This window comes from Streptomyces sp. NPDC058674 (assembly GCF_042716505.1).
Classification (GTDB): Bacteria; Actinomycetota; Actinomycetes; order Streptomycetales; family Streptomycetaceae; genus Streptomyces.
Window position 1 is genome coordinate 1 of sequence record NZ_JBHXSC010000050.1, and the last position, 23,083, is coordinate 23,083.

The 23,083-nt window shown below is 70.2% G+C and carries 14 protein-coding genes; 9 read left to right on the plus strand and 5 right to left on the minus strand.

The window, feature by feature from the left end; translation table 11 throughout:
* Positions 1-780: 780 nt before the first annotated feature.
* From ACFWU6_RS23545 to ACFWU6_RS23555, 3 genes are all read left to right on the plus strand, one after another.
* Complete coding sequence (locus ACFWU6_RS23545; RefSeq protein WP_383812620.1) at positions 781-1,728, plus strand: hypothetical protein; 948 nt, start codon at positions 781-783, stop codon at positions 1,726-1,728.
* A 40-nt stretch (positions 1,729-1,768) separates the two neighbouring features.
* Positions 1,769-3,313 (plus strand): APC family permease, encoded by a 1,545-nt coding sequence (locus ACFWU6_RS23550; RefSeq protein ID WP_383812618.1) that lies wholly within the window; start codon positions 1,769-1,771, stop codon positions 3,311-3,313.
* Between the two features lie 209 nt (positions 3,314-3,522).
* A complete protein-coding gene (locus tag ACFWU6_RS23555; RefSeq protein WP_383812616.1) occupies positions 3,523-4,962 on the plus strand; it encodes an amino acid permease in 1,440 nt (479 codons plus the stop codon).
* Between the two features lie 70 nt (positions 4,963-5,032).
* Here the strand turns inward: ACFWU6_RS23555 and ACFWU6_RS23560 are convergent, their stop codons facing one another.
* Positions 5,033-6,415: a hypothetical protein gene (locus ACFWU6_RS23560; RefSeq protein ID WP_383982895.1), complete on the minus strand. Its 1,383-nt coding sequence runs from the start codon at positions 6,413-6,415 to the stop codon at positions 5,033-5,035.
* 184 nt (positions 6,416-6,599) lie between these two features.
* Between ACFWU6_RS23560 and pglW the strand changes: the two genes are divergently transcribed.
* The 5 genes from pglW (at position 6,600) to pglX (ending at position 18,171) form a co-directional block, all read left to right on the plus strand.
* Positions 6,600-10,970 carry a BREX system serine/threonine kinase PglW gene (pglW, locus tag ACFWU6_RS23565; protein ID WP_383982897.1) on the plus strand — a complete coding sequence of 1,457 codons (4,371 nt, stop codon included), beginning with the start codon at positions 6,600-6,602 and terminating at the stop codon, positions 10,968-10,970.
* A 65-nt stretch (positions 10,971-11,035) separates the two neighbouring features.
* Positions 11,036-11,512: a hypothetical protein gene (locus ACFWU6_RS23570; RefSeq protein ID WP_383982899.1), complete on the plus strand. Its 477-nt coding sequence runs from the start codon at positions 11,036-11,038 to the stop codon at positions 11,510-11,512.
* On the plus strand, positions 11,509-12,864 hold the full coding sequence (locus ACFWU6_RS23575) for a ParA family protein (RefSeq protein ID WP_383982901.1): 1,356 nt from the start codon (positions 11,509-11,511) through the stop codon (positions 12,862-12,864). The genes ACFWU6_RS23570 and ACFWU6_RS23575 overlap by 4 nt, the downstream gene beginning before the upstream one ends.
* Entirely contained in the window at positions 12,861-14,327 is a 1,467-nt protein-coding gene (locus ACFWU6_RS23580; RefSeq protein ID WP_383982903.1) for a hypothetical protein, read from the plus strand. The genes ACFWU6_RS23575 and ACFWU6_RS23580 overlap by 4 nt, the downstream gene beginning before the upstream one ends.
* A gap of 64 nt (positions 14,328-14,391) precedes the next feature.
* Positions 14,392-18,171, plus strand: a complete 3,780-nt coding sequence (gene pglX / locus ACFWU6_RS23585; protein ID WP_383982905.1) for a BREX-2 system adenine-specific DNA-methyltransferase PglX — start codon at positions 14,392-14,394, stop codon at positions 18,169-18,171.
* A 54-nt stretch (positions 18,172-18,225) separates the two neighbouring features.
* Here the strand turns inward: pglX and ACFWU6_RS23590 are convergent, their stop codons facing one another.
* From ACFWU6_RS23590 to ACFWU6_RS23605, 4 genes are all read right to left on the minus strand, one after another.
* Positions 18,226-18,432 carry a DUF397 domain-containing protein gene (locus ACFWU6_RS23590; protein ID WP_383982908.1) on the minus strand — a complete coding sequence of 69 codons (207 nt, stop codon included), beginning with the start codon at positions 18,430-18,432 and terminating at the stop codon, positions 18,226-18,228.
* The gene (locus ACFWU6_RS23595) at positions 18,429-19,262 is read right to left on the minus strand and encodes a Scr1 family TA system antitoxin-like transcriptional regulator (protein WP_383982910.1); all 834 of its coding nucleotides are present in this window, start codon (positions 19,260-19,262) and stop codon (positions 18,429-18,431) included. Before ACFWU6_RS23595 ends, ACFWU6_RS23590 begins: the two co-directional genes overlap by 4 nt.
* A 107-nt stretch (positions 19,263-19,369) precedes the next feature.
* On the minus strand, positions 19,370-19,687 hold the full coding sequence (locus tag ACFWU6_RS23600; protein ID WP_383982912.1) for a hypothetical protein: 318 nt from the start codon (positions 19,685-19,687) through the stop codon (positions 19,370-19,372).
* Between the two features lie 150 nt (positions 19,688-19,837).
* Positions 19,838-22,348, minus strand: a complete 2,511-nt coding sequence (locus ACFWU6_RS23605) for a CHAT domain-containing protein (RefSeq protein WP_383982914.1) — start codon at positions 22,346-22,348, stop codon at positions 19,838-19,840.
* A gap of 186 nt (positions 22,349-22,534) precedes the next feature.
* Here ACFWU6_RS23605 and ACFWU6_RS23610 point away from each other — a divergent pair, with 186 nt between their 5' ends.
* Positions 22,535-22,969 carry an ATP-binding protein gene (locus tag ACFWU6_RS23610; RefSeq protein ID WP_383982916.1) on the plus strand — a complete coding sequence of 145 codons (435 nt, stop codon included), beginning with the start codon at positions 22,535-22,537 and terminating at the stop codon, positions 22,967-22,969.
* Positions 22,970-23,083: the final 114 nt, after the last annotated feature.

The following is a 23,083-nucleotide window of genomic DNA, read 5'->3' on the forward strand; positions in this document are numbered from 1 at the left end:
GGCTGGGGCCCGCCGCCCCGGCCGGCCCCGCTGCCCCGGCCGGCCCCGCTGCCCCGGCCGGCCCCGCCGCCCCGGGGCGGGCCGGCCCGGGTTCCGGGTCGGCCGTTCCGCGGTCCGGAACCGCGCCCCGTCACCGTCCGGGTGCCGTCGTCCACCGCGCGGGGGCGGGTACCGTCGGCCGTCCTGACGGATTCGCCGTGCCGGAACGGCTCGTGCGCCGGGCGCCATTCGGCCACCGGCGCGTACGGCCCGCCCTCGTCCGGCGCGGGCTCCCGGCCCGCGTCGGACGGCCGCGCCGCCATCGTCCGGTCACCTCCACGACGGCCGCCGGCCGCCCACCCGTGTCCACCGGTACGGACCACCGCCCCGCCCGGGCCGCGCCCCGCCGACCGCCCCGCTTCCGCCGGCCCCGCCGTCGCCGCGGTCTTCGCCCCGCTCAGCGCGGCCTCCGCCCATGGCGGGCGCGGCGGACGGGGGGCCCGGCGGGTGCGGCGGCAGACCGTCGTAAGCGGTCCCGGCCCGGGCTCCCCGAGCCCGGGCCAACGCCTTACCAACCGGTACAACCGACCCAACTCGCACCGCCGCCCGAGCAGTTGAAACCCGCCACGCAGTGGACTGGACCTTGACTCGGAGCTGTGCGTACCGCTTTGCTGTCCGTGATCACCGGTTCGCTCACCGGCACGATCCCCAGACCCCCGGCCGGACCAGTCGTGTGCACCGTGCACGCGATCCGGCCAGTGCTCACGCTCGTCCGCCCGCGTCCTGGAGGGAAAACCGCGGATGTCCCCACCTCCGCCGCCCCTCGGCCGCGCCCGCAAGCGCGATGCCCAGCTCTTCGACGCCGCCCTGTGCGACGTCGAACTCGTCGACGTCCGCGCCCAGTTCACCCAGGGCCGGTGGGCCAAGGCCCGCTCCCTCCTCGTCGGCACCGGCGACGACTGGGACCGCCGCGGCCACCGGATCGTCGTCCTCGCCGAAACCCCGGCGGCCACCGCCTGGGCCCGCGAATGGCTGCTCGCCGAGCCGGACAGCGCCGACGCCGCCACCCTCCTGGCCTGCGCCGCCGTCTTCAACGCCGTGCGCCGCAAGGGCCCGCCCGCGGCCGCCGAGGAAGCCTGCCGCCGCGCCGCCGCCCTGCTGCCCGCGGACCCGACCCCCTGGCTCGGCCTGCTCCTCCTCTCCCGCGCCTTCGGCACCGAGGAGGAGTTCAGCCGCCACTTCGACCAGGTCCGCGCCCGCCACCGCGAGCACCACCACGCCCACCACCTGATGGTCGCCCGACTGGCCGAACGCGCCTGCGCCGCCGGCCAGGACCCGCTCCACGAGGTCTACGACTTCGCGGCCTGGGCCGCCGAGGAGTCCCCGGCCGATTCGCCGCTCGCCGTGCTCCCCGTCATCGCGCACGCCGAGCGCTACCGGGTGCTCGCCGCCGTCCACGGCCACGGCCCCGGCCGCGCCGCCGACCACTGGTCCGGACGCCGGGCCCGCCAGGTCCTGCGCTCCGCGTTCGACTGGTGGCTGGAGTGGGAGCGCGAGGACCACCCCCGCAACCGGGTCGACCTCAACTTCCTCGCCCACGCCAAGCTCTGCGAGGGCCGCCCCGCCGAGGCCGCCGCCCTCTTCCACCGGATCGGCAGCCACGCCACCCGCGCCCCCTGGTCCTATCCGGACCTCGACCCGCACAAGGCCTTCCTCGCGGCGCGCAGTGCCGCGCTCGGCACCTCCTGACCACACCCCCGAAAGACCAGCGCCCCGAAAGGACTCCGCCATGCCGACGGGTAGATCGACCACGCTGCAAGACCCGCCCGAGATACGCACGTACAAGGGCCAGGACCGCGCCCTGCGCGCCGACCGCCTCGGCACCGCCGGCCTGCTGCTGTCCGTGCTCGCCGCCAGCGCGCCCCTGATGGTCGTCGCCGGGGTCATGCCCACGACCTTCGGCGTCATGGGCATCGTCGGCCAGCCGCTGCTCTTCGTCATCCTCGGCATCGTCCTGGCGCTCTTCAGCATCGGCTACGCCGAGATGAGCCGCCACGTCCACAACGCCGGGGCCTTCTACGCCTACATCGCCCGAGGTCTCGGCCCCACCGCCGGCGCCGGCGCCTCCCTCGTCGCGCTCGTCGCGTACAGCGCCATGCAGGTCGGCGTCTACGGCATCCTCGGCTTCGAGATCTCCGGCCTGTTCGCCACCTACCTGGACATCGAGCTGGCCTGGTGGGTCCCGGCCCTGATCGCCGTCGCCGCCACCGGCGCCCTGGGCTGGCTGAAGATCGACCTCAACGCCAAGGTCCTCGGCGTCCTCCTGCTCATCGAGTGCGCCCTCGTCGTCATCTTCGACGTGGCCGCCCTCGGCGAGCCCGGCCCCGAAGGCCTCTCGCTCCACGCCTTCAACCCCGAAACCCTCGGCGGCGCCGGCCTCGGCACCGCCCTGTGCTTCTGCATCGCCGCCTTCGTCGGCTTCGAGCAGTCCCCGGTGTACGCCGAGGAGACCAGCAAGCCGCACATCGTCGTGTCCCGGGTGATGTTCCTCGCCGTCGGCTTCGTCGCCCTGTTCTTCGCCTTCAGCGCCTGGGCCCTGACCGTCGCCACCGGCCCCGCCGAGGTCGTCCGGACCTCCGCCGAGGCCGGCCCCGGCCTGCTCTTCCAGCTCACGGAGAGCCGCCTCGGCGCCACCTTCACCGACGTCCTGCACGTCCTCTTCGTGACGGGCATGTTCGCGGCCGTGCTCAGCTTCCACAACGTGGTCGCCCGCTACGCCTTCGCCATGGGGCGCGAGGGCCTGCTCCCGGCCGCCTTCGGCCGCACCAACCCCGGCACCGGCGCCCCCGGCACCGGCTCCCTGCTCCAGACCGGCATCGCCACCCTCGTCGTGATCGCCTTCGCGGCCACCGACGACCTGCCCGCCGGCGACCCGACCGCCCCCGTGCTGCACCTCTTCACGTGGATGGGCAGCGTCGGCGCCCTCGGCATCACCCTCCTGATGGCCGCCGCCTCCTTCGCCGTCATCGCCTTCTTCGTCCGCCGCGGCACCGCCCGCGCCCAGGTCTGGCGCCTCGTCGCGGCCGGCGCCGCCGGCCTCGCGCTGCTCGGCATCGCCGTCTACACCGTCAAGGACTTCGGCGTCCTGGTCGGCGCCGCGGAAGGCTCCGCGCTCAGCTGGGCCCTGCCGGGGATCATCGGCGCCGCCGTCGTGGCCGGCCTGCTCTACGGAACCGTGCTGCGCAGCCGCCGGCCCGAGGTGCACGCCCGCATCGGCCTGGGCAACGAGGCCTTCCGCCTCGACCAGGCCGCAGACGGCACCACCGGCGACTGACCTCGCTTTCCAGCCCCACGGGAGCCCCCGACACCCCTTTCCAAGGTCGTCGGGGGCTTCCGTGCGCATGGGGTCGATTTTGGCGGGTACCGGAGCCCCGTGGTCTCCTGGTGCGAGCAAAACGCCCGGACCGCACCACGGGGGACACCAAGCCGCCCCCGGCGCGCGGTCCGGACCTGCCTGTCCGATCCACGAAGGCGAAGTCGTACATGAGTGACCGCACCTTGGCCGAGGCCCCCGCCCCGGCGTCCACCCGGCATGTCGACGCCGGCGACGAGGGCTACAGCAAGGACCTCAAGTCCCGCCACATCAACATGATCGCGATCGGCGGGGCGATAGGCACGGGCCTGTTCCTCGGCGCGGGCGGCCGCCTCGCCGGAGCCGGCCCCTCCCTCGCCATCGCCTACGCGGTGTGCGGAGTCTTCGCCTTCTTCGTCGTCCGGGCCCTCGGCGAGCTCGTCCTCTACCGGCCCTCCTCCGGAGCCTTCGTCTCCTACGCGCGCGAGTTCATGGGGGAGAAGGGCGCCTACACGGCCGGCTGGCTCTACTTCCTGAACTGGTCCACGACCACCGTCGCCGACATCACGGCCGCCGCGACGTACGCCCACTTCTGGTCGCTGTTCACCGACGTCCCCCAGTGGGTCCTCGCCTTCGTCGCCCTCGCCGTCGTCCTCACCGCGAACCTGATCTCGGTGAAGTACTTCGGCGAGATGGAGTTCTGGTTCTCCCTGGTCAAGGTCGCCGCCCTGGTCGTCTTCCTGGTGGTCGGCGTCTGGCTCGTGGCGACCAGCCACCCGATCGACGGCCACACCCCGGGCCTGTCCTCCGTCACCGACAACGGCGGCCTGTTCCCCGTCGGCGTCCTCCCGATGCTCCTGGTCGTCCAGGGCGTGGTCTTCGCGTACGCCTCCGTCGAGCTCTGCGGGGTCGCCGCGGGCGAGACCGAGAACCCCGAGAAGATCATGCCCAAGGCCATCAACTCGATCATGTGGCGCGTCGGCATCTTCTACGTCGGCTCGGTCGTCCTCCTGGCCCTGCTGCTGCCGTACACCGCGTACTCCTCCGACCAGAGCCCCTTCGTCACCGTCTTCGACAAGCTCGGCGTGCCCGGCGCCGCCGGCATCATGAACCTCGTCGTCCTGACGGCGGCCCTCTCCAGCCTGAACTCGGGCCTCTACTCCACCGGCCGCATCCTGCGCTCGATGTCCCTCGCCGGCTCAGCCCCGAAGTTCACCGGCGTCATGAACAAGGGCAAGGTCCCCTACGGCGGCGTCCTCTTCACCGCCGCCTTCGGCGTCGCGGGTGTCGGCCTGAACTACTTCATGGAGGAGGAGGCCTTCGAGATCGTGCTGAACTTCGCCTCGCTCGGCATCCTGGGCACCTGGGCGATGGTCATGCTCTGCTCGCTCCACTTCTGGCGCCGCGCGAAGCAGGGCCTCCTGGAGCGCCCCGCCTACCGCCTCCCGTGGGCCCCGTACACCCAGCTCGTGACCCTGGCCTTCCTCCTCGCCGTGCTGGTCCTGATGTGGTGCGACGGCGGCGTGGGCCGCACCACGGTCACGTTCGTCCCGCTGATCGGCGCCGCCCTGGTCGGCGGCTGGTTCCTGGTCCGCGGCCGCGTGGCCGCCATAGCCGCGACCCGCGACTGACCGGCGCACAGGTCGGCAGGGGGCCTGGCCCCGGGGGGGTCCCCGGGGCCTGGCCCCCTGCCCCGGATGCTCAGGAGAGCTCCGCGATGCCTTCGAACAGCAACCGGACCCGGTCGGCCTGAGCCATCAGCCGATCCGGGAGATCGACGCTGCTGCGCTCCCCGAGCTCGGTGATCTCACCCGTAAAGACTTCGAGGCCGTGGGGGTCCCGCTCCTCGACGGCCAACTGCCAGGCGCGCACTCCGGGCCGGGCCGTCGGTACGACCCGCAGGACGCATCGCACGTCGGGCGATGCGTGCAAAGCCATCCGACACGCATCACCCACGGTGAACTCCTCCCAGATGTCATCCCCATCGGAGATCCCCTGGAAGAGGTCTGCCTGGGCCGCGCATCCGTCGGTGAAGGTCACGGACCGGACTTGGGCGTACCGTGCGGCGAGCCGAGTCAGGGCGACCTTCTCGGATGCGTCGAGACGGCCCTTCGGCTCCGCTCCACGCCCCCATCTGACGACCGCCTCGCGCGTCCATGTGTGGAAGACCTCACCGAGGCTCCCCGACGGACACATCTCGTGTGCAGCGTCGAGGGCATCGAGAACAGAACTGTGGAAACGGCTGTCCGCGCGACTGAACTCGTCCCCTTCGAGCCCGTCGAGGAGGATTTCGATCTCTTCTCGGGTCATCCCGCTGAGCGCGTGCACCAAGTCGACCGGCGACCGGTCACCCATCGGAAGAGCTTCCAGGACGCTCGCCAGGCCGCCGGCTGCAGCACCAGGACTGTCCTCCCAGAGCAGCTCGATGGCTTTGATGCGCAGAGCGAGGGGTTGGTCGCCGTCCTGGGCGATCAGGTTCCGCAGATTGCCCGTGAACTGGTCGTCGCCGCAGCCGTATCCGTACACGGCCCGGTCCAGGGAGATGTCAGGCGCGATCTCGCTCAGCTGCCGGTACCCGCTCGTACCCGTCGCTGCGAGGTACCCGTCGATCGCCCGCCAGCGCAAATTCTCGTCCAGCTCCCTCGCTGAAGTCAGGAAGGCGAGCGAACTGATCGTCTCCTTACGTCGCTCCTCGGGACTGCGGTCTCTGTCCGGCGGAGCAGATGCAGAGCCGGAGTTCATGTAGATCGCAGTCAGGTCGTAGACGGTGTGCGCGTACTCGACCACCCACATGGCGGCTTGCTCTGCCGGACCTCCCATGCCGCGCAGGTGCGCCATGGCATCCGAACGCAGCTCGAAGTCCCCGTTCTCATCGAGATCCGTGTCGGTCAGCATCCCGAGAAGCCTGGGGACACCTTTGCCGGGCTCCTTCTCGGCAAGCGCAATGGCTCGCGCCACCTGCTGGCGGTCTTCGAAGTTCTCGGGACGTTCCTCGTCCCACTCCTCTTCATCTTCGTCCCAGCCGTGGACGAGCACCTCGCTGTCGATCGCCCCGGACTCGTCGGATGCCACATCCTTGCTCATCTGCCACCTCGATCGTTCGCGGACAGAGTGGCAGCAGGGTCTTCCTGCGGCCACCGAAACCAGCCCGCTTAGGCCGCCGTCCAAGAATGATCTCCGTCCCGGCCCACGTGTCACCGGTCGCGGGTAAAGTCGCCATCCGAATCCCCCGTGTCCACCACGTACCAGACACCCTGGAGGTCCCACGGTGACGCCGGCAGCTCGGCCCCCCGCCCCCAAGCCCGGTCCGCCGCTGAGCAGGGAGCGCTGGTTCCAGCCGCGGAGGTCCGGGTTCGCGTGGGAGCAGGACGGACTCGACCACATCCGTCGCCTGATGCCCAAGACCGAGCCGTACAGCGCCTGGGCGACCTTCTCTTTCACCGCCGCCTCGGGGCGCATCAACGAGTGCGATCTGCTGATCGCCGTACCGGGCGGCCTCTATCTCCTCGAGCTGAAGGGCCACCCGGGCCGGGTCGTCAATCACGGAGACACCTGGCAATTCCATGCCGACCGGGTGCGCACCCTCAAGAACCCCCTTCATCTCACGGACATCAAGACCAAAGAGCTGAAGAACCAACTTGAGCGGGCCGCTCGCGCCTGCGGTGACGATCCGCGCGACGTGCCGTTCGTCAAACCCGCCGTCTTCCTCCACGGGGCCGGATTGATCAGCGAGCTCGACGAGTTCCAGCGCACCGGTGTCTACGGCCTCAACGACGGGTCCAGCGGACTCGCCAAGATCTGGGACGACCTGCTGGGGCTTCCCCCCGAACGAGAGAGCTGGCGTGTCACCTCGCACACAGCGCAGCTTCTCGAAAAGTGGATCCAGCGCATAGGGATCAGCCATTCCGTCGCCCACCTGAGGTTCGGTGACGACTGGAAGCTGGAGCCGCGCGCGCTGGACGTCGGGCCGGGCTGGGAGGACCGGCTCGCCGTACGCGACGACGGCCTCGTCCAGGAAGAGGGCCGCGTACGCATCTACCTCGTAGGGCAGGCTGTCGGGGACACCGAAAAACGTGCCGCAGACCGGGCAGCACGCCGCGAGTACCAAGTGCTCCAGGGCATCAACCACCGCGGCATCGCGCAGGCGGCCCAGATCCGCGAACACCAGGGCGGCCCGGCGATCCTCTTCCGCCACCGCCACTCCGACCTTCGTCTCGATGCCTACCTCGACGCCTACGGCGGCCGCCTCACCCCCGAGATGCGCCTCGATCTCGTGCGTCAGCTCGCCGAGGCGGTGCGCTACGCACACAACCGCTCGCTCTACCACCGTGCGCTCGCCGCACGCTCCGTCTACGTCACCGCGAAGCAGGACGGCGCGGACCCCGTCATCCGGATCGCTGACTGGCAGACGGCGGCCCGCGACTTCGAGACAAGCGGCCTGACCTCACTTGCCGGCACCGCACTGGACGCGGGCCTCATCACGGACGCCGCCCGCGTCTACCTGGCCCCGGAGACCGACCAGGAGTTCGCGGACCCCGTCGACCTGGACCTCTTCGGCCTCGGCACTCTCGCCTATCTGCTGCTGACAGGGGAAGCGCCCGCAGACCGTCGCAGCTCTCTGATCGACCGGCTGGCTGCCGAGGGCGGCCTGCACCCTTACGCCGTCGCCGACGGGATCTCCGCAGCCCTGGACGACCTCGTGTTCCAGGCCACCCGCGCCGACGTCAACGCCCGCATCGATTCTGCCGACCGCTTCCTCGATCTTCTCGACCAGGCGGAGCAGGACTCCGTCATCCCCGAACAGCCCGGCCTCCCGGCCGCGGACCCACTCACCGTGCTTCCGGGCCAGCCGCTCGACGACACGTGGACGGTGAAGCGAGTCCTCGGCACCGGCGCCACCGCCCGCGCACTCCTGGTGGACCGGCCCGTCGACGACGAGGACGGGCCCGCCGGAGAGCCGGTCCGGGAACAACGCGTGTTCAAGGTCGCCCTCGACCGGCAGAAGGACGCCCGTCTCTTCGCGGAGGCCCGGGCGCTCAAGGAGATCGGCGGCGGTCGGATCGTGCGACTCCTGGAGGAACCCCGGGAACTCGGCGGACACACTCTCCTGGAGATCGAGTACGCAGGCGAACTGAGCCTGGGCGCAAGGCTCCGCGGTGAGGGCCGGCTCACATACGACCAACTGGAGCGGTACGGCAACGACCTGTTCCTCGGCCTCGACCAGCTGGCGGCAAAGGGGATCCGGCACCGGGACATCAAGCCGGACAACCTGGGCCTCTTCAAGCGCAACGACGGTTCCTGGCAGCTGATGCTGTTCGACTTCTCCCTCGCGGACGTGCCCGACCGCGAGATCGGCGCGGGGACGAGGGGCTACCTGGACCCGTTCCTCGGCGACACGCGCCGGCCCCGCTTCGACGACCACGCCGAGTGGTACGCCGCCGCCGTGACCCTGCACGAGATGGCATCGGGTGTGCGCCCCGTCTGGGGAGACGGCCAGATCGACCCGCGTACGGTCCCCCATGCTGAGCTCTACATCGCAGGGGAACTGTTCGAGCCTGGGCTGCAGGACGGGCTCACCACTTTCTTCCGGAGGGCCCTGCACCGGGACCTCGACCACCGCTTCGACACGCTCCAGCAGATGCAGGACGCCTGGCGGCAGCTCTTCCGCACCGCAGACTCGGCGCCGCCCGTCACCACACCGGCCACCATGGGGGCCGGGGTCGCCACGACCGACGAGGCGCGTGACCACGCTGCGGCTGCAGCCGAGTTGACGACCGCACTGGACGCGGCGGGACTGTCCCCGCGGGCCGCCTCCGTCGCTGCGAGCCTGGGCGCCACCACCGTCGGGACGCTGCTCGACATCCCTCCGCATACGATCTCCCGCGCCCGGGGCGCCGGAGCCCTCGTACGCAAGGAGCTCAACCGCCGCCACAAGCAGTGGAGTGCACTGCGCCGCATCGCTCCGGCGGCCGACCCGGCAGGACAGAGCGAGACGGATGACGTCCTCGGCGTACGGTTCGAGTCCGTGGACGCGCTCGCAGCACGCCTGGAGCCGGCGCCTGCCCGCAAGGGCAACCTCCGCCCCGAGGCGGTCCGCCTGACCCTCGGCCTTTCCGGCACCTCTGCCCTGGACGTGTGGCCCGCGCAGGTCGCGATCGCCAGGCAACTCGGGATCAGCCAGGCAACGGTCTCCAGGCACCAGACTGCCGCGGTCGAGGAATGGGCGCAGGCCCAGTGGATCTCCCAGATCCGCGACGAGCTGGTGCAGGTCCTCGCCGAATCCGGCCGTGTGATGACCGTCCAGGAGGCCGCCGCCGAGCTCCGCGTCCGCCACGGCGCAGGCGACGACACCCCCGGGCAAACCATGGCGAAGGCGCTGGCCGTGGTGCGGGCAGCGGCCGAGACCGAGGCGCGCCGACGCGGTGACGACCGCGAAGGAGACGAGCCGCGCCTGGAGATCCTGCGCCGCGGCTCCAGCGTGCTGCTCGCCCTCGACTCCCTGCCGGGCACCGACGATCCGACCCCTGAGGAGCTGGCAGCCCACGCCGCCGCTCTGGGCGTGACCGCCGAGGACCTTGCGGGCCGCGACCCACTCCCCGGCCGCGCCACGGTGGTCCGCGAGCTGCGCGCCGTACCGGCCCCGGAAGGCATGCCGCCCCTGGCGGACACGCGGCTGGTCGCCCTCGCGGCGGCCGTGGCCAAGGGTGTGGCGGCCTCACCGCGGCTTGAGCTCTACCCGACCGACCTGCAACTCGCCCGCGCCCTGCGCATCTCCCAGGCAGCCGCAGGAGTCCGCAACGACCAGGGCATCTCGCCCCGGGAGCTGCTGGCGCGGGTCCAGGCCCGCTTTCCTCTGTTGGGTGCCGCTGCAGAACCGACCCACGTCGAGCTCGAAGAGGCATTGGGTGAGGCACAGTTCCCGCTGTCCTACCACCATGAACGTAAGCGGTTCTTCCCGCCCGTCAAGGAGCCGAACCACTGGTCGAGCCTCAGCTACACGCGTACCAGCGTGCTCACCGCCGAAGCCCAGGCGGCAGCGTCCGCGGGACGGGACCCGCAGGCGATCCTCCGCGCCCGGCTCACCGCGGCGGCACGACGGGGAGGCTTCCTGGCACTGACCGTCAAGGGCACCGAGCTGCCCGGTACGGCGGATGCCGTGGCGGTCGAGTTCGGTGTCGCACGGGTGGACCTGAATGCGGAGTTCCTGGAGGTGTTCCGCGGCCTGGTGGAGGAACGGGGCAAGAAGTGGCAGGCGGTGCTACGGGCCGACGCCAGGTTCACGGAGACCGGTGAACTCGGTGCGGCGCTGCGCTCCTACACCCAGGTGGTGACCGAGCGCCTCGCCGAGCGGCTGGTCTCCCGCGCCGAGGCTGCGGGCACGAAGGCCGTTCTGTTCGTCCACAACGCCGGCCTCCTGGCCCGGTACTGGGACGGCGGCGGCCGCGACCTCCTGACGGCCCTGCAGCAGTCAGCCCGCCGCCCGGCGGACCTCCCGCACGGCCTGTGGTGGCTGTGCCCGATGGAAGACCCGAAGCAGTCACCGTCCCTGGACGGCCGCACCGTCGAAGTCGTGGACCGGGCGACGGAGTGGGCCGTGCTGGACAGGCTGTTCCTCAAGGAGCTGCGGCAGGGAGCCTGATCGTCAGGGTGCCTGATGGTGAGGGCGCCGCCCTGCTCGGGGGCGGCGCCGCATAGGATCCGGATGTGCCCGAGACCACTCTGCAAGACCACTACGCGAGTGCCGCGTTGCGTCACCACGACGACGCGGTCTACCTGCACGAAGACGGCCGACTCCCCAACGCGGACCACCATTACGGCTTCGTCGCCGAGTGCGCGGTCAAGAGCCTGCTGATCCGGAACAACCTGGTCTCGGTGGAGCCGCACAACAGGCCCTGGCTGCCCAAGCAGAACGGCAAGCCCAGGTTCCTGGGACACTTTCCGTCCCTCCAGACCGACACCGAGCCCATGCTGGCCGCCGCGGCGCTGCAGATGCACGGCCGGGGCGGAACCATACTGTCCGGTGTCATCAGTGCGTGGCAGCCGTTCGCCGACTGGTCGCCAGAGGACCGCTACCTCGATGGAGCCTCCGTCGACCCGGCCCAGGTAAGCGACCGCCGCGCCGCGGCCGAACAGATACTCAGCCTGCACGAGCAGGCGCTCATCGTCGGAGTTCTCACGTGACCTTCCCCAACGACCCGGTCCGCTTCGACCAGGCGCGCCCCCTCGCCCAGGCTGTTGCCCGTGCCGCGGCCGCAACCGGTGTCGACGTCCTGCTCGTACGGGACCTCCTCGGCCGGTTCTCCCTGCTCCTGGACGACCGGACCGGCGGTGGTGTCGACCGGGCGCAGGCCGACGCATGGCAGGAACAGCTCGTCACCAGTCTCGGCCGGTACGCGGCCGAACGCCCCCTCCTGCTCGCATCCGGCCTCTTCCAGCCGGACGCACTCCTGGCTTCGCCCCGCGCGGCCGACGAGTTCGGCTATGTCCCCGGCCCCGGGCAGGGCCGCATCAGCTGGCTCGACAACACCGTCGTCGGTGAGGACTGGGCCAAGGTCAGCACCCCGGCAGCGGACTCGGACGGCGTCCGTACCTCGCGCACCGCGCTCTACGGCTTCAAGGGCGGCGTAGGCCGTTCCACCGCCACCTTCATGCTGGCCAAGCACCTCGCGGACCAAGACCACTGCGTGCTCGTCGTCGATCTGGACCTCGAATCACCCGGCTCCGGTCCACTGCTCGTCGCCGAGGACCAGCTGCCCCAGTACGGGATCGTCGACCAGCTCGTCGAGTCGGCCCTCGGCAACGAGGAGGGTCTGGACCTCGTCGCACCGGCCACTCACGTCCCCGTCCAGGGCAACGGCGAACTGTGGGTCGCACCCGCCCGCGGGCGCGGAGCAGAGGGCACCGAGTACGCGTATGTCGACAAGCTCAACCGTGTCTATGCCGACGTACCCGCCCACGGCATGTCCGGCTTCGCCGACCGGCTGGAGGCGGCGGTCCGCGCCTGCGAGGACGCCGTGGCCCGGCAGAGTCGGCGTCCCGATGTCGTACTCATCGACAGCCGGGCCGGCATCCACGACATCGCGGCCGTCGCGATCTCCCGCCTCTGCGACCTCGCCCTGCTGTTCGGCAGCGACAACGGCCAGACCTGGGCCGGCTACCGCGACCTCTTCACGGCCTGGCGATCGTCCGGGCAGGCGCCGGCGATCCGGGAGAAGTTGCGAATGGTCGCCTCGATGGTCCCGGACTCTCCTGATCGTCCCCGAGCCGAGTACCTGGAGTCGTTCCGCGATCACGCCTGGTCGTGCTTCTCCGTCCTCTACGACGATCTTGCCGCAGACGACGCCTCGGGCTTCAACCCGAGCCCCGAGGACGACTCCGCACCCCATGCGCCGATCCCGGTGCTGTTCACCCTCGAGCTTGTCGGCCTCGACGCCGCCTCGACGCCGGGCTGGGAAGGCGCATCGTTCGTCCGGACTGCGTACGCTTCCTTCCTTGAGACCGCCACCAACCTGATGATCGAAGGACCGCGATGACCACCCCGCTCGGCCCCGAGGAATACCGCGACCTGCTGAGCTTGGCGCTCCCGCCGGCCCAGGACGCGGACACGGTCGAGCCTTCGTTGTCCACTCTCTTCACGCCGGACAGCCACCGACTGGCGCTGCACGTGGACACCACGGTGGTCCGGGGTGGCCGCGGAGTGGGCAAGACCTTCTGGTACCGGTCGCTCCTTGACGACCAGCTGCGGGACGTCGCCGCCGAGGAGTACCGAATCGAGAGGCTCCGGCACCTGCAGGTCTCCCAGGGCTACGGCGCGCAGCTGGCCCCTGATCTGTATCCGGGCCCAGGTGAGCTGGCCAGCCTCGTCGACGCGGGTGTCCGGCCGTACGACCTCTGGAACGCCGTCCTGCTGGTGGCGCTCGGACAGCCGCAGCTCCGGGATCTGGTGGGCTGGAAGGAGCGCATCGCCTGGGTGCAGGAACATCCAGGAGAGCGGGACCGGACGATCGCGCAGGCCGACAAGGAAGCTCAGACTGAAAAGATCACGAAGCTTGTGCTCTTCGATGCCCTGGAGCACCTCCACCGTGACCGAGCGCAGGCCGACCGCCTGGTCGCCGGAATCCTCCAGCTCGCACTGGAGATGCGGCTCGGCACCAGGAACATCCGCTGCAAGATCTTCATCCGCCCCGACATGTTCGACGGCGCTCTGCTCCACTTCCCCGACGCGTCCAAGCTGACCGCGAACGCCGCGAGTCTGAAGTGGTCCACGACCAACCTGTACGGCCTGTTCTTCCACTACCTCGGCAACCACGACAGCGAGGAGTCGCGGCGTTTCCGCGCCCTGACCGGCGGCTGGGCCGAGCACACGCACGGCCGGCACCTGCTGCCGTCGACGCTGCTCGGCGACCAGGGAACCCAGGCCGATACCTTCAGCGTCCTCGCGGGCCCCTACATGGGAGCGAACTTCCGCAAGGGGATCACCTACACCTGGCTCCCCAACCACCTCATGGACGGCGTCGAGCAGGTCAGCCCCCGCAGCTTCCTCAACGCCCTCGGCATGGCCGTGGACGAAACGCGCGGGAACTACGCGGCGCACGAGTACGCCATCCACCACGAGGGAATCCGCCGGGGGGTCCAGTCGGCCTCGCAGACGCGTGTCGGTGAGATCCGCGAGGACATGCCGTGGGTCCACACGGCCATCGACCCGCTGGCCGGCCAGCAGGTGCCGATCGACCAGACCCTGGTGTTGGACCGGTGGAACGAGTACGGCCTGACGTCGGTCCTCCAGCGGGAGGCGGCCCGAGCCAACGCGAATGGGAACGGCGCGGAGGTCCGTACCGGGCCGCGATACGCGGACGACTACGTGCGCCTGATCGACGAACTGATCGCGCTGGGCGTGATGCGGCGGCGCAAGGACGGCCGGATCGACCTGCCGGACGTGTACCGGATCGCGTTCTCCATCGGGCGTAAGGGCGGCGTGCCGAAGGTCCAGTCGTAGATCTCTGATCTCGGGAGCCCCGGGGTTCCCATACCAGGACGGAAAGCGCCTCCGGCCTGGCAGGATGAGCGGATATGCCGTCGCGGTACGGGGCAACGGCTGTGACGAGGGAAAGGCGCCGCTGGTGGACAAGGCCGCACTGCTCAAGGACCTGCAGAAGCAGGTGGGGATCCTTGAGGACGACCTGCGCGGTCGGACCGACTCGGTCGAGGAGTTCCGCAGGGCGCTCCGGAGCGAGTACGAGTCCGCGTACGGGGCCCAGCGGACCGCGGCGACGTACGAGACGTGGCGCGACGAGCGGGTGACGCAGGTCGCGGCGGCGTGGGTGCTGGCGTGCGTGTTCGTGCGGTTCTGCGAGGACAACGGGCTGGTGCCGGACGCGTGGCTCTCGGGGCCGGGGGAGCGGCTCGCGGAGGCGGAGGACCGTCACGCGGAGTACTTCCGCGCCAACCCGGAGCACAACGACCGCGACTGGCTGACGGCATCCTTCAAGGCACTCGCGGCAAGCAATCCGACAGTGGCCAGCCTCTTCGACCGTGAGCACAACCCGCTGTGGGAGCTGGACCCGGGCTACGAGGCGGCCAGCGGGTTGCTCGCGTTCTGGCGGGAGCGGGGTGCGGACGGCGAGATCCGCTACGACTTCACGGACGCGGAGCTGGACACGCGTTTCCTGGGCGACCTGTACCAAGACCTAAGCGAGCACGCGCGGAAGACGTACGCGCTGCTGCAGACGCCGGAGTTCGTGGAGGAGTTCATCCTCGACCTGACACTGGAACCGGCGGTGGAGGAGTTCGGCCTCGACCCGGTCTGGAAGCACAAGCCGGCGGCTTGGGAGGGCGAGGACCCGCGGGGCCTGCGGTGCATCGACCCGGCGTGCGGCTCGGGCCACTTCCTGCTGGGCATGTTCGAGCGCCTCCTGGCGAAGTGGCGCGAGGTGGAGCCGGGCACCGATGGCTGGGTCCTGGTCCGCCGGGCCCTGGATTCCGTCCACGGCGCCGACAAGAACCCCTTCGCGGCGGCGATCGCCCGCTTCCGGCTGCTGGTGGCTGCGCTGAAGGCGTGCGGGGTGCGGGAGCTGCGGAAGGCCCCGGAGCTGCCGATCCATGTGGCGGTGGGGGACTCGCTGCTGCATGGGCGGGATGCGGGGCGGGCGGAGGACGTGCTCCCTGAGCTGATGCTCGGGGGTGAGCAGGAGGGGCCGTTCCTTTACCGCACGGAGGACGTGGCGGAGTTCGCGGAGCGGGTGGACCTGCTGGGACGCGGCAGCTACCACGTGGTGGTGGCAAACCCGCCGTACATCACGGTCAAGGACAAGCAGGAGAACGAGAACTATCGGGATGTGTACTTCGCCTGCGCGGGCAAGTACGCGCTGTCGGTGCCGTTCGCACAGCGGGTCTTCGAGCTGGCCATCCGCGCGGGTGGCGACCAGCGCAACGGTGGATTCACGGGGCAGATCACGTCGAACTCCTTCATGAAGCGGGAGTTCGGCAAGGTACTGATCGAGTCCTTTTTCCAGGGCGGTGAGTACAAGGACCCGCAGACGAAGCGAAAGCGCCACTTCCCGGGAGTGGAGCTGTCGCACGTCATCGACACGTCTGGCGCTTACATTCCGGGGCACGGGACGCCGACGGTGATCCTGGCGGGGCGAAATCAGGTGGCACGGCAGGCGCAACTGATTCGAGCGGTGCTTGGCGTTCGAGGGGAGCCGAGCCAGCCGGAGGATCCAGCGCAGGGGGAGGTTTGGCTGGCAATCAAGGGCCAGATCGGGTCGCCGGGGAGCGAATCAGAGTGGGTGTCGGTTGAGGACATCGAACGCGCCAAGTATGCGGAACATCCGTGGTCGCTGAGCGGCGGTGGTGCTGGCGCCCTGTTTGAGCAGGTTGAGCTGATGGGGCAATCGCGCCTAAACGAACGAGCCTTCCGGATCGGGGTATTCGGTATCCCTGGTGCCGACGACGCAATGATTGCGCCGAGGGCGATTTTCGAGCGAGCAGGTATGTCTGACGGGTCGGTCCGGAGAATCGTTGTTGGCGATGAAGTGCGCGACTGGAACGAGGAGGAGGGATTGTGGGCTCTCTTTCCTTACTCACCTCAGCATGAACGCATGCTGGAGGCTCATCTAGAGAACGCGCTGGCCTGGCTTTGGCCGAGCCGTACGGAACTCGGCAACCGGGCAACGTTCAGCAAGCGAACCTACTTTGAAGAGGGTCGCCCTTGGTTCGAGTGGCATCAGCTACCTAAGGATGAGGGTGCTCACAAGTGGGGCATCATTCTGTCGTTCGTGGCGACGCATAATCATTTCGTGCTGGACCGGGGTGGAAGGGTCTTCAAGCAGTCCGCACCGGTAATCAAGTTGCCGGTGGGGGCTACGGAGGAGCAGCATCTGGAGCTGTTGGGGGTGCTGAACTCGTCGACGGCTTGCTTCTGGCTCAAGCAGGTAAGCCAGGGCAAGGGCGGCAGCGGCCTCGGGCGAGGTCTGCAAGACGAGGAATGGGAGGAGCGGTACGAGTTCACTGGCACTAAGCTTCAGGAATTCCCCCTTGTTGCCGAGTTGCCACTCGAACTTGCCCGTGCCCTTGATTCGTTCGCGCAAGAGCTAGCCACGCACGAACCGTCTGCCGTAACCGCATCCGGGTCACCAACCCGTAGTCGGCTCGGTGAGGCGTGCGATGCGCACACCCGCATCCGTGCTCGCATGCTCACACTCCAAGAGGAGCTGGACTGGACCGTGTACGGTGCATACGGTCTGCTCAGCGCTCGTGAAGTAGCCCGTGCCACCGTCACCGACGCAAACGATGTGCCCGAAATTTCGCTCGGGGAACGCGCCTTCGAGATCGTGCTTGCCCGAAGGGCTGCCGCCGGGGAGGCTGACACCGCATGGTTCGCGCGGCACGGGTCCACAGCGATCACCGAGATCCCCGATCATTGGCCTGATGCCTACAAGTCGATCGTCCAGGCCCGGATCGACCTCATCGAGTCCCGCAAGGACATCGCCCTCATCGAGCGCCCCGAATGCAAGCGACGCTGGGCGTCCGAGACCTGGGAGAAGAAGGAGAACGCCGCCCTGCGAACCTGGCTCCTCGACGCTTGCGAGCGCGAGGACCTGTGGTTCGTGTCCCGCGACGGCTTCCGGCAGCCCCGAACCCTCACCGTCTCGCAGCTCGCCGACGGCCTCCGCAACGACGAGGACGTCCAGGCCGTCGCCGCCCTTTACGCTGCCGACCACCTCGGCAAGCGGGATGCCTCCCTCGCGACCGTCCTCGCGGACGTCGTCTCAGCCGAGCACGTCCCGTACATCGCCGCGCTGCGCTACAAGGACTCCGGTCTCCGCAAGCGCGCCCAGTGGGAGAAGACCTGGGACCTCCAGCGCGAGGAGGACCGAACCGGGCAGCGGCTCGATATCGCCGTACCGCCGAAGTACAGCTCCGCTGACTTCCTCAAGCACTCCTACTGGTCGCACCGCGGCAAGCTCGACGTCCCCAAGGAACGCTTCATCTCCTACCCGGACGCCGGCCCCGACTCCGACCCCACGATTCTGCTCGGATGGGCCGGATGGGACCACAAGGACCAGGCCCAGGCCCTGATCAACCTTGTCAACGACCGTACGGACGAGGCGGGCTGGGGGACCGAGCGCATCACCCCGCTCCTCGCCGGACTCCAGGAGGTCATGCCGTGGGTCCACCAGTGGCACGGTGAATTCGATGCGGAGTGGGACGGCACACCGTCCGAGGAGTACCAGGCGTACCTGGACGAGCAGCGCGCAAAGCACGGCCTCTCGGCCGATGACCTGACCGCCTGGCGCCCGGAGAAGAAGGCGCGGGGCGGCCGTAAGAAGGCCGAGTAGCGTGATGAAGGGGTGGGCTGCTTCCTCCACGGAGGAAGCAGCCCACCCCTTTGTTCAGTCCCGCGCCGCGAACGCGACGAAGGCGGCCCAGCGGTCCGCCCCAACCGCCAGCGTCGGCCCCTCGGGCCGCTTTGAGTCCCGGACATGGACCGATCTCGTCGCACTGGCCACCTCAACGCACTCGCCCCCGGCGCCACTGCTGTAGCTGCTCTTGACCCAGGCCAGGCCGGATGCCGACTGGCCGGACTCATCCACCTTCATAGCTCTCCCAGCAACTTCTCGATGTGCGCCAGCGATTCACGTGGGGTCAGCGCCTGAGCTCGAATAATCCCGTATCGGGCTTCGAGAGAGCGCACCGGCTTCCGCTCCGTGAGCAAGCGGCTGTCCTCCTGCACCTCAACGTATGCGATCCTCCGCTGACCTGACGTCTCGATCAAGGTGAACGGACCGCAGAGCCCGGCGTGATCGTCGCAAGACGTTGGCATGACCTGGATCTCGACGTTCCGTGCGTGGCCGACCAGCAGAATCTGTTCCAGCTGACCGCGCAGGGCATCGGGTCCGCCGATGGGGCGGTGGAGTACCACTTCCTCGATGACGAAGCTCATCAGCGGAGCGGACTTGCGCGAGAAGATCTGCTGACGGGCCAGTCGAGCCGCCAGCCGTTGCTCGATGATCTCCTCGCTGAGGAGGGGGCGCCACATCGCGAAGACCGCCCGGGCGTACTCCTCCGTCTGCAAGAGCCCCGGAACCGCGTGGTTCGCATACACATGCAGTTCAACAGCCTCGGCCTCCAGACGGGCGGCGTCTCGGAAGAAGCCGGGATACCGAGCCCGCGCGACCTCTTCCTTCATCGCCTGCAGCAGCCCCCGTCCACCCACCGCGTCATCCACCGCGTCGATCATCTCCGGCTTAGGAATCCGCCGCCCCTGCTCGACCGACGCGACGAGCCCCTCCCCGTACCCGACCCTGTCACCCAACTCCGCCTGCGTCAGTCCCGCCACCTCCCGCAGCAGCTTCATCTGCCGCCCGAAGCACCGCAGGAACGCCGTCCCGGAGTCTTCTTGCCTGCCGTCCTCGACGTCCGTCCCCATCGCCGCACCCCTCACCGCGCCCGCCTGCCCTGCCGCGCAGGCTATGCGCGTATCCGCACCGCCCGCGGCGGATCAGACAGAGTTCCACCGAGTGAGTGGACCGGCGCTCAAACCCTCCGCGTGCCAGCCCAAGCCTCAGCCATCACCTGCGTCACCACGTAGCTGCACTCGTCCACGAACTGCGTTTCCTCGCTCGGGACTTCGGCCCACATCAGCGGCCAGTTGCCGCGTCCGCGCTCCTCGAAGGTCCACCGGCTCAGGTACGAAAGCCTCCCGCCCAGCTCGTTCCGCGTCACCCCCAGCTCAGGCAGCAGCCGCGTCGTACTGACCGGCACCTCAGGGGCCCGGCACAGGACATCCAGCAGGTCGCAGACCGTCCGCAGCGATCTGTACCCCCGAACGCCCCAGCTCCGCCAGATCGGCATGCGTCCACGGGATGTGCGGCCGGCCTCCGCCGCCAGGGGCCGTGTCCTTGAACGAGGGAGAAAGGGGAGAGCCGGTCATGGCCACCTCGCGTAGTCGCAGTCGTAGCTGCATCTGAACGGGCGGAGCAGCAGCCCAGGGCGATACCCGCATCACCACAACAGACCGCTCGCCTTCCAACAAGCCCACTCCTGAGCCCAGTCGTCCCGGTGATATCGCTCGAAGTCACGCAGGCGCCTCCGCCACTCCCCGTCCGCAAACCCCAGCGCATCCTCCGCCGCGTACCCCACCACGTCCTCCGGCGGCCGCTCCCACCCCCGGTCCCGGAGGTACCCCACCGCCGCCCCGAACGACTCCCCGTACGACCGGTCCGCCCGCAGCTGCGCATGCAGCACCGCCGAGAACACCGGCGCCACCACATCCGACAGCGGCCACAGCGTGGACAGCACCACCCGCACTCCTCGCGCGTGGAACGCCGTATCGAGCGTCCGGCAGCGCTCCAGACCCAGCCGCGTCTGCGTGTGCGTGCCGGAAGAGCAGTTGGACAACACCGTCAGTTGCGCCGCGTCGAAGTTGCCCTCCCGCAGCACGCGCCCCAGCGTGAGCCGGCCGTCGTACGGGTCCCCGCCGCCCCCGGCCGACAGCCGTAGCCCGCTCGCGTACGGGTCGGCTGCCGTCTCGCCGTGCGAGGCGATGTGCAGCGTGCCCGCCGTCCGGCCGGCGTCCAGCACCGCGGCCGGGGTGGCACCGGACCCGGTGTACACCTCCAGGCCACCCCCGTACAGGCGCCGCAGCACCGCCCGCTCCATGGCCAGTCCGCGCAAATCCGCTCCGTACGAGAGGAACGCGGGCGGAGCCGGAAGCACGAGCGGGCGGCGCACCAGTCCGGTCAGCGACGCGAGCGACGGCGCGTACGAGACCGTGCGGAAGCAGTCGGCCAGCAGCCGGTCCGCGCCCAGCGACGGGACCGGTGCCGCGTGCAGCGGCAGCAGCGCGAACAGGCTGGAAGGGCTGAGCACGAGGTGCCGTACGCCCTCCTCCTCCCGCAGGGTCTGCACCAGACGCTCCAACAACGGGACGAGCAGCAGCTCCGCCGCTCGTCGGCCCTCGCCCGGATATCCGCCCCGCACCCACCCCGCGACGCACCTGGCGAACCCCTCCAAGTCGAAGTCCGGGGCCGTGAGCATCCCCGAACGCGCCTGACCGTGGGCCGTACGCGCCCATACGACGCGCGGGCCCTCTCCGCCCACCAGCAGATGCGCCAAGGCGCGGTCGTCCGAGCCCAGGACGGACAGAGCGCGCGCCAGCGGCTCCGGATCCGCACCCGGCGGTGCATCCGCCAGCGTGCCGACCTCCAGTTCGGCCTTCTGGAGGCTCCTCTGCAGGCGGTACGGCAGCGGTCGGCCCGGCGCCTCGTACCGCCGCTCGGCCCGCTCCACCCGCAGCTCCTCCAGCCTCCGCAACGCCTTGCGCAGCGGGACCCGCCGTTCGCGCGGCACGCTAGGCAGGCCTTCCAGGAGATCGAGGGTCTCCGCCAGGTCCCGCGACTTCACCCGGTCCGCCGCCCGGAACTGCGCCTGCGCGCCGTTCCGCGGCGGCAGTACGCGGCTCAGGTCGCCATGGCGGCCCAGCGCGGCCTCCAGCGCCTCGGCCGCCGGACCGCCCACCACGTCCGGCGGGAATTCCAGCAGCAGCGTGCGCCGCACCTGCGGCAGTCCTTCGTCCCCGTCGATGTGCAGCACATCGAGACGGGCGCACCCCGCCCGCACGGCGAGCGTCAACTCCGCCGTGTCCCACGGCTCGTACAGGTCGTACGTGTACGAGAACTCCACCGGACCGGCGGCCTTCCGGACAGCCTGCGGGAACGCCACGCTGAATACGGCGAACCGGTCCTGGTGGAGGGAGAACGAGACCAGCTCCCTCAGTCCTGCGGCATCGCGCGGACGCCATACGGCGTCCCGCTGGAGGAGGGTGTCCACGGTTCCGTACCACCACGGCACCGCCCCCAGCACCCGGCGCCCCTGCTCCTCGCCCCCGTACAGCAGCGCCCTCGACATCCACCCCGGCGCCTGGGGAAACGCCATGCCGTCGCGGCCCCGCCATGGTGCACCCGCCTGGCTGGCCCCCAGGTCCGGCACGGCAAGCGGTGTGCGAACCGCGCTGAACAGCCCGGCCAAGGCCCGGTCCTGGGCCGGGCGGGGCTGCGCGGGGACCAGAGGCAGGCCGCTCGGCGGGCCCCACGGGGTGGCCGCGTCCTCGGCAAGGCCCCGCCGCCCGGACCGGGAGGCGAGCAGCACGTCCCGGCGGGCGGCCAAGGCCGGACGCAGCAGGGCAGGGGCGGGCCTGGTCCGGACCAGGCGCATGATCCGTCGCGTCGCCCCCGTGAGGTCGCCGCTGCTCGGCGGGCGATCACCGCCATGGGTCACGAGCGGCCGCACCAGCTCGTTGATCTGCTGTGCGGTCCACGCCTCGGTGGCCCGCAACGCGATCGTGAGGACGAGCAGGGCGCCGGGAGACACCCCCGTGCCGTCCCGCCATGCCCCCAGCCGTTCCGCCAGGTCCGGGGCGTCCGCGAGTAGGTCGCGGACTTCCGCCACGCCCGCGTCGAGACCCTCGCCCGCCGCCACCGAGACTCCGCCGGACAGGCCGTCGTACCCGGTCATGCGCCACCACCCCCGTGTTCCCCGCACCGCCCAGAGCACCTGGATGATCTTCGCTCCTGCTCCGACGTGACGGCAACGCCTCCGCCCGTACACGTCCGACAGCAGCCGCTCCCTGCTGCGACAAAGCCCCACCGTCCTGGCCGCAGACCTGGCCGCCGCCACTCCTCACCCTCCACCGTCATCCGCATGACGATCACCGACCTGCTCCCGCCCCGTGACTTCACCCTGCGGCTCACCTCCACCCCGCGCGGCGCCCGCCTCGCCCGCCGGCTGGTCTCCCACCAGCTGCACGCCTGGGGCCACCCGTACGGCGCACCCGTGAACGACGCGGTGACGCTCGTCACGGCCGAGCTCGCCGCCAACGCCGTACGGCACGGCCGCGTCCCGGACCGGGAATTCCTGCTCCGGCTCACCGAGGGCGAAGCCGGGGTGCTGCGCGTGGAGGTGAGCGACACCCGTGGTGAGCGACTGCCCGCCCTCTCCGCCCCCTGCTTCGATGGGGAGTCGGGGCGCGGGCTACTGCTCGTCGAGGCGCTGGCGGACGCCTGGGGCGTGGAGCCACGGAAGGAAGCCCCCGGCAAGACCGTGTGGGCGCTGTTCTCGGCCTCCAGCGGCCGGTAATCGACCCCACCGGTGGTGATCTTTGCGTGAGAGGCCGAGCCAGGCCGGTGAGCTGGCAGGATGGGGGCCGAGGAGTGGGGTGCACGGGACCGGTGTGCCCGGATGCGCGGGGAA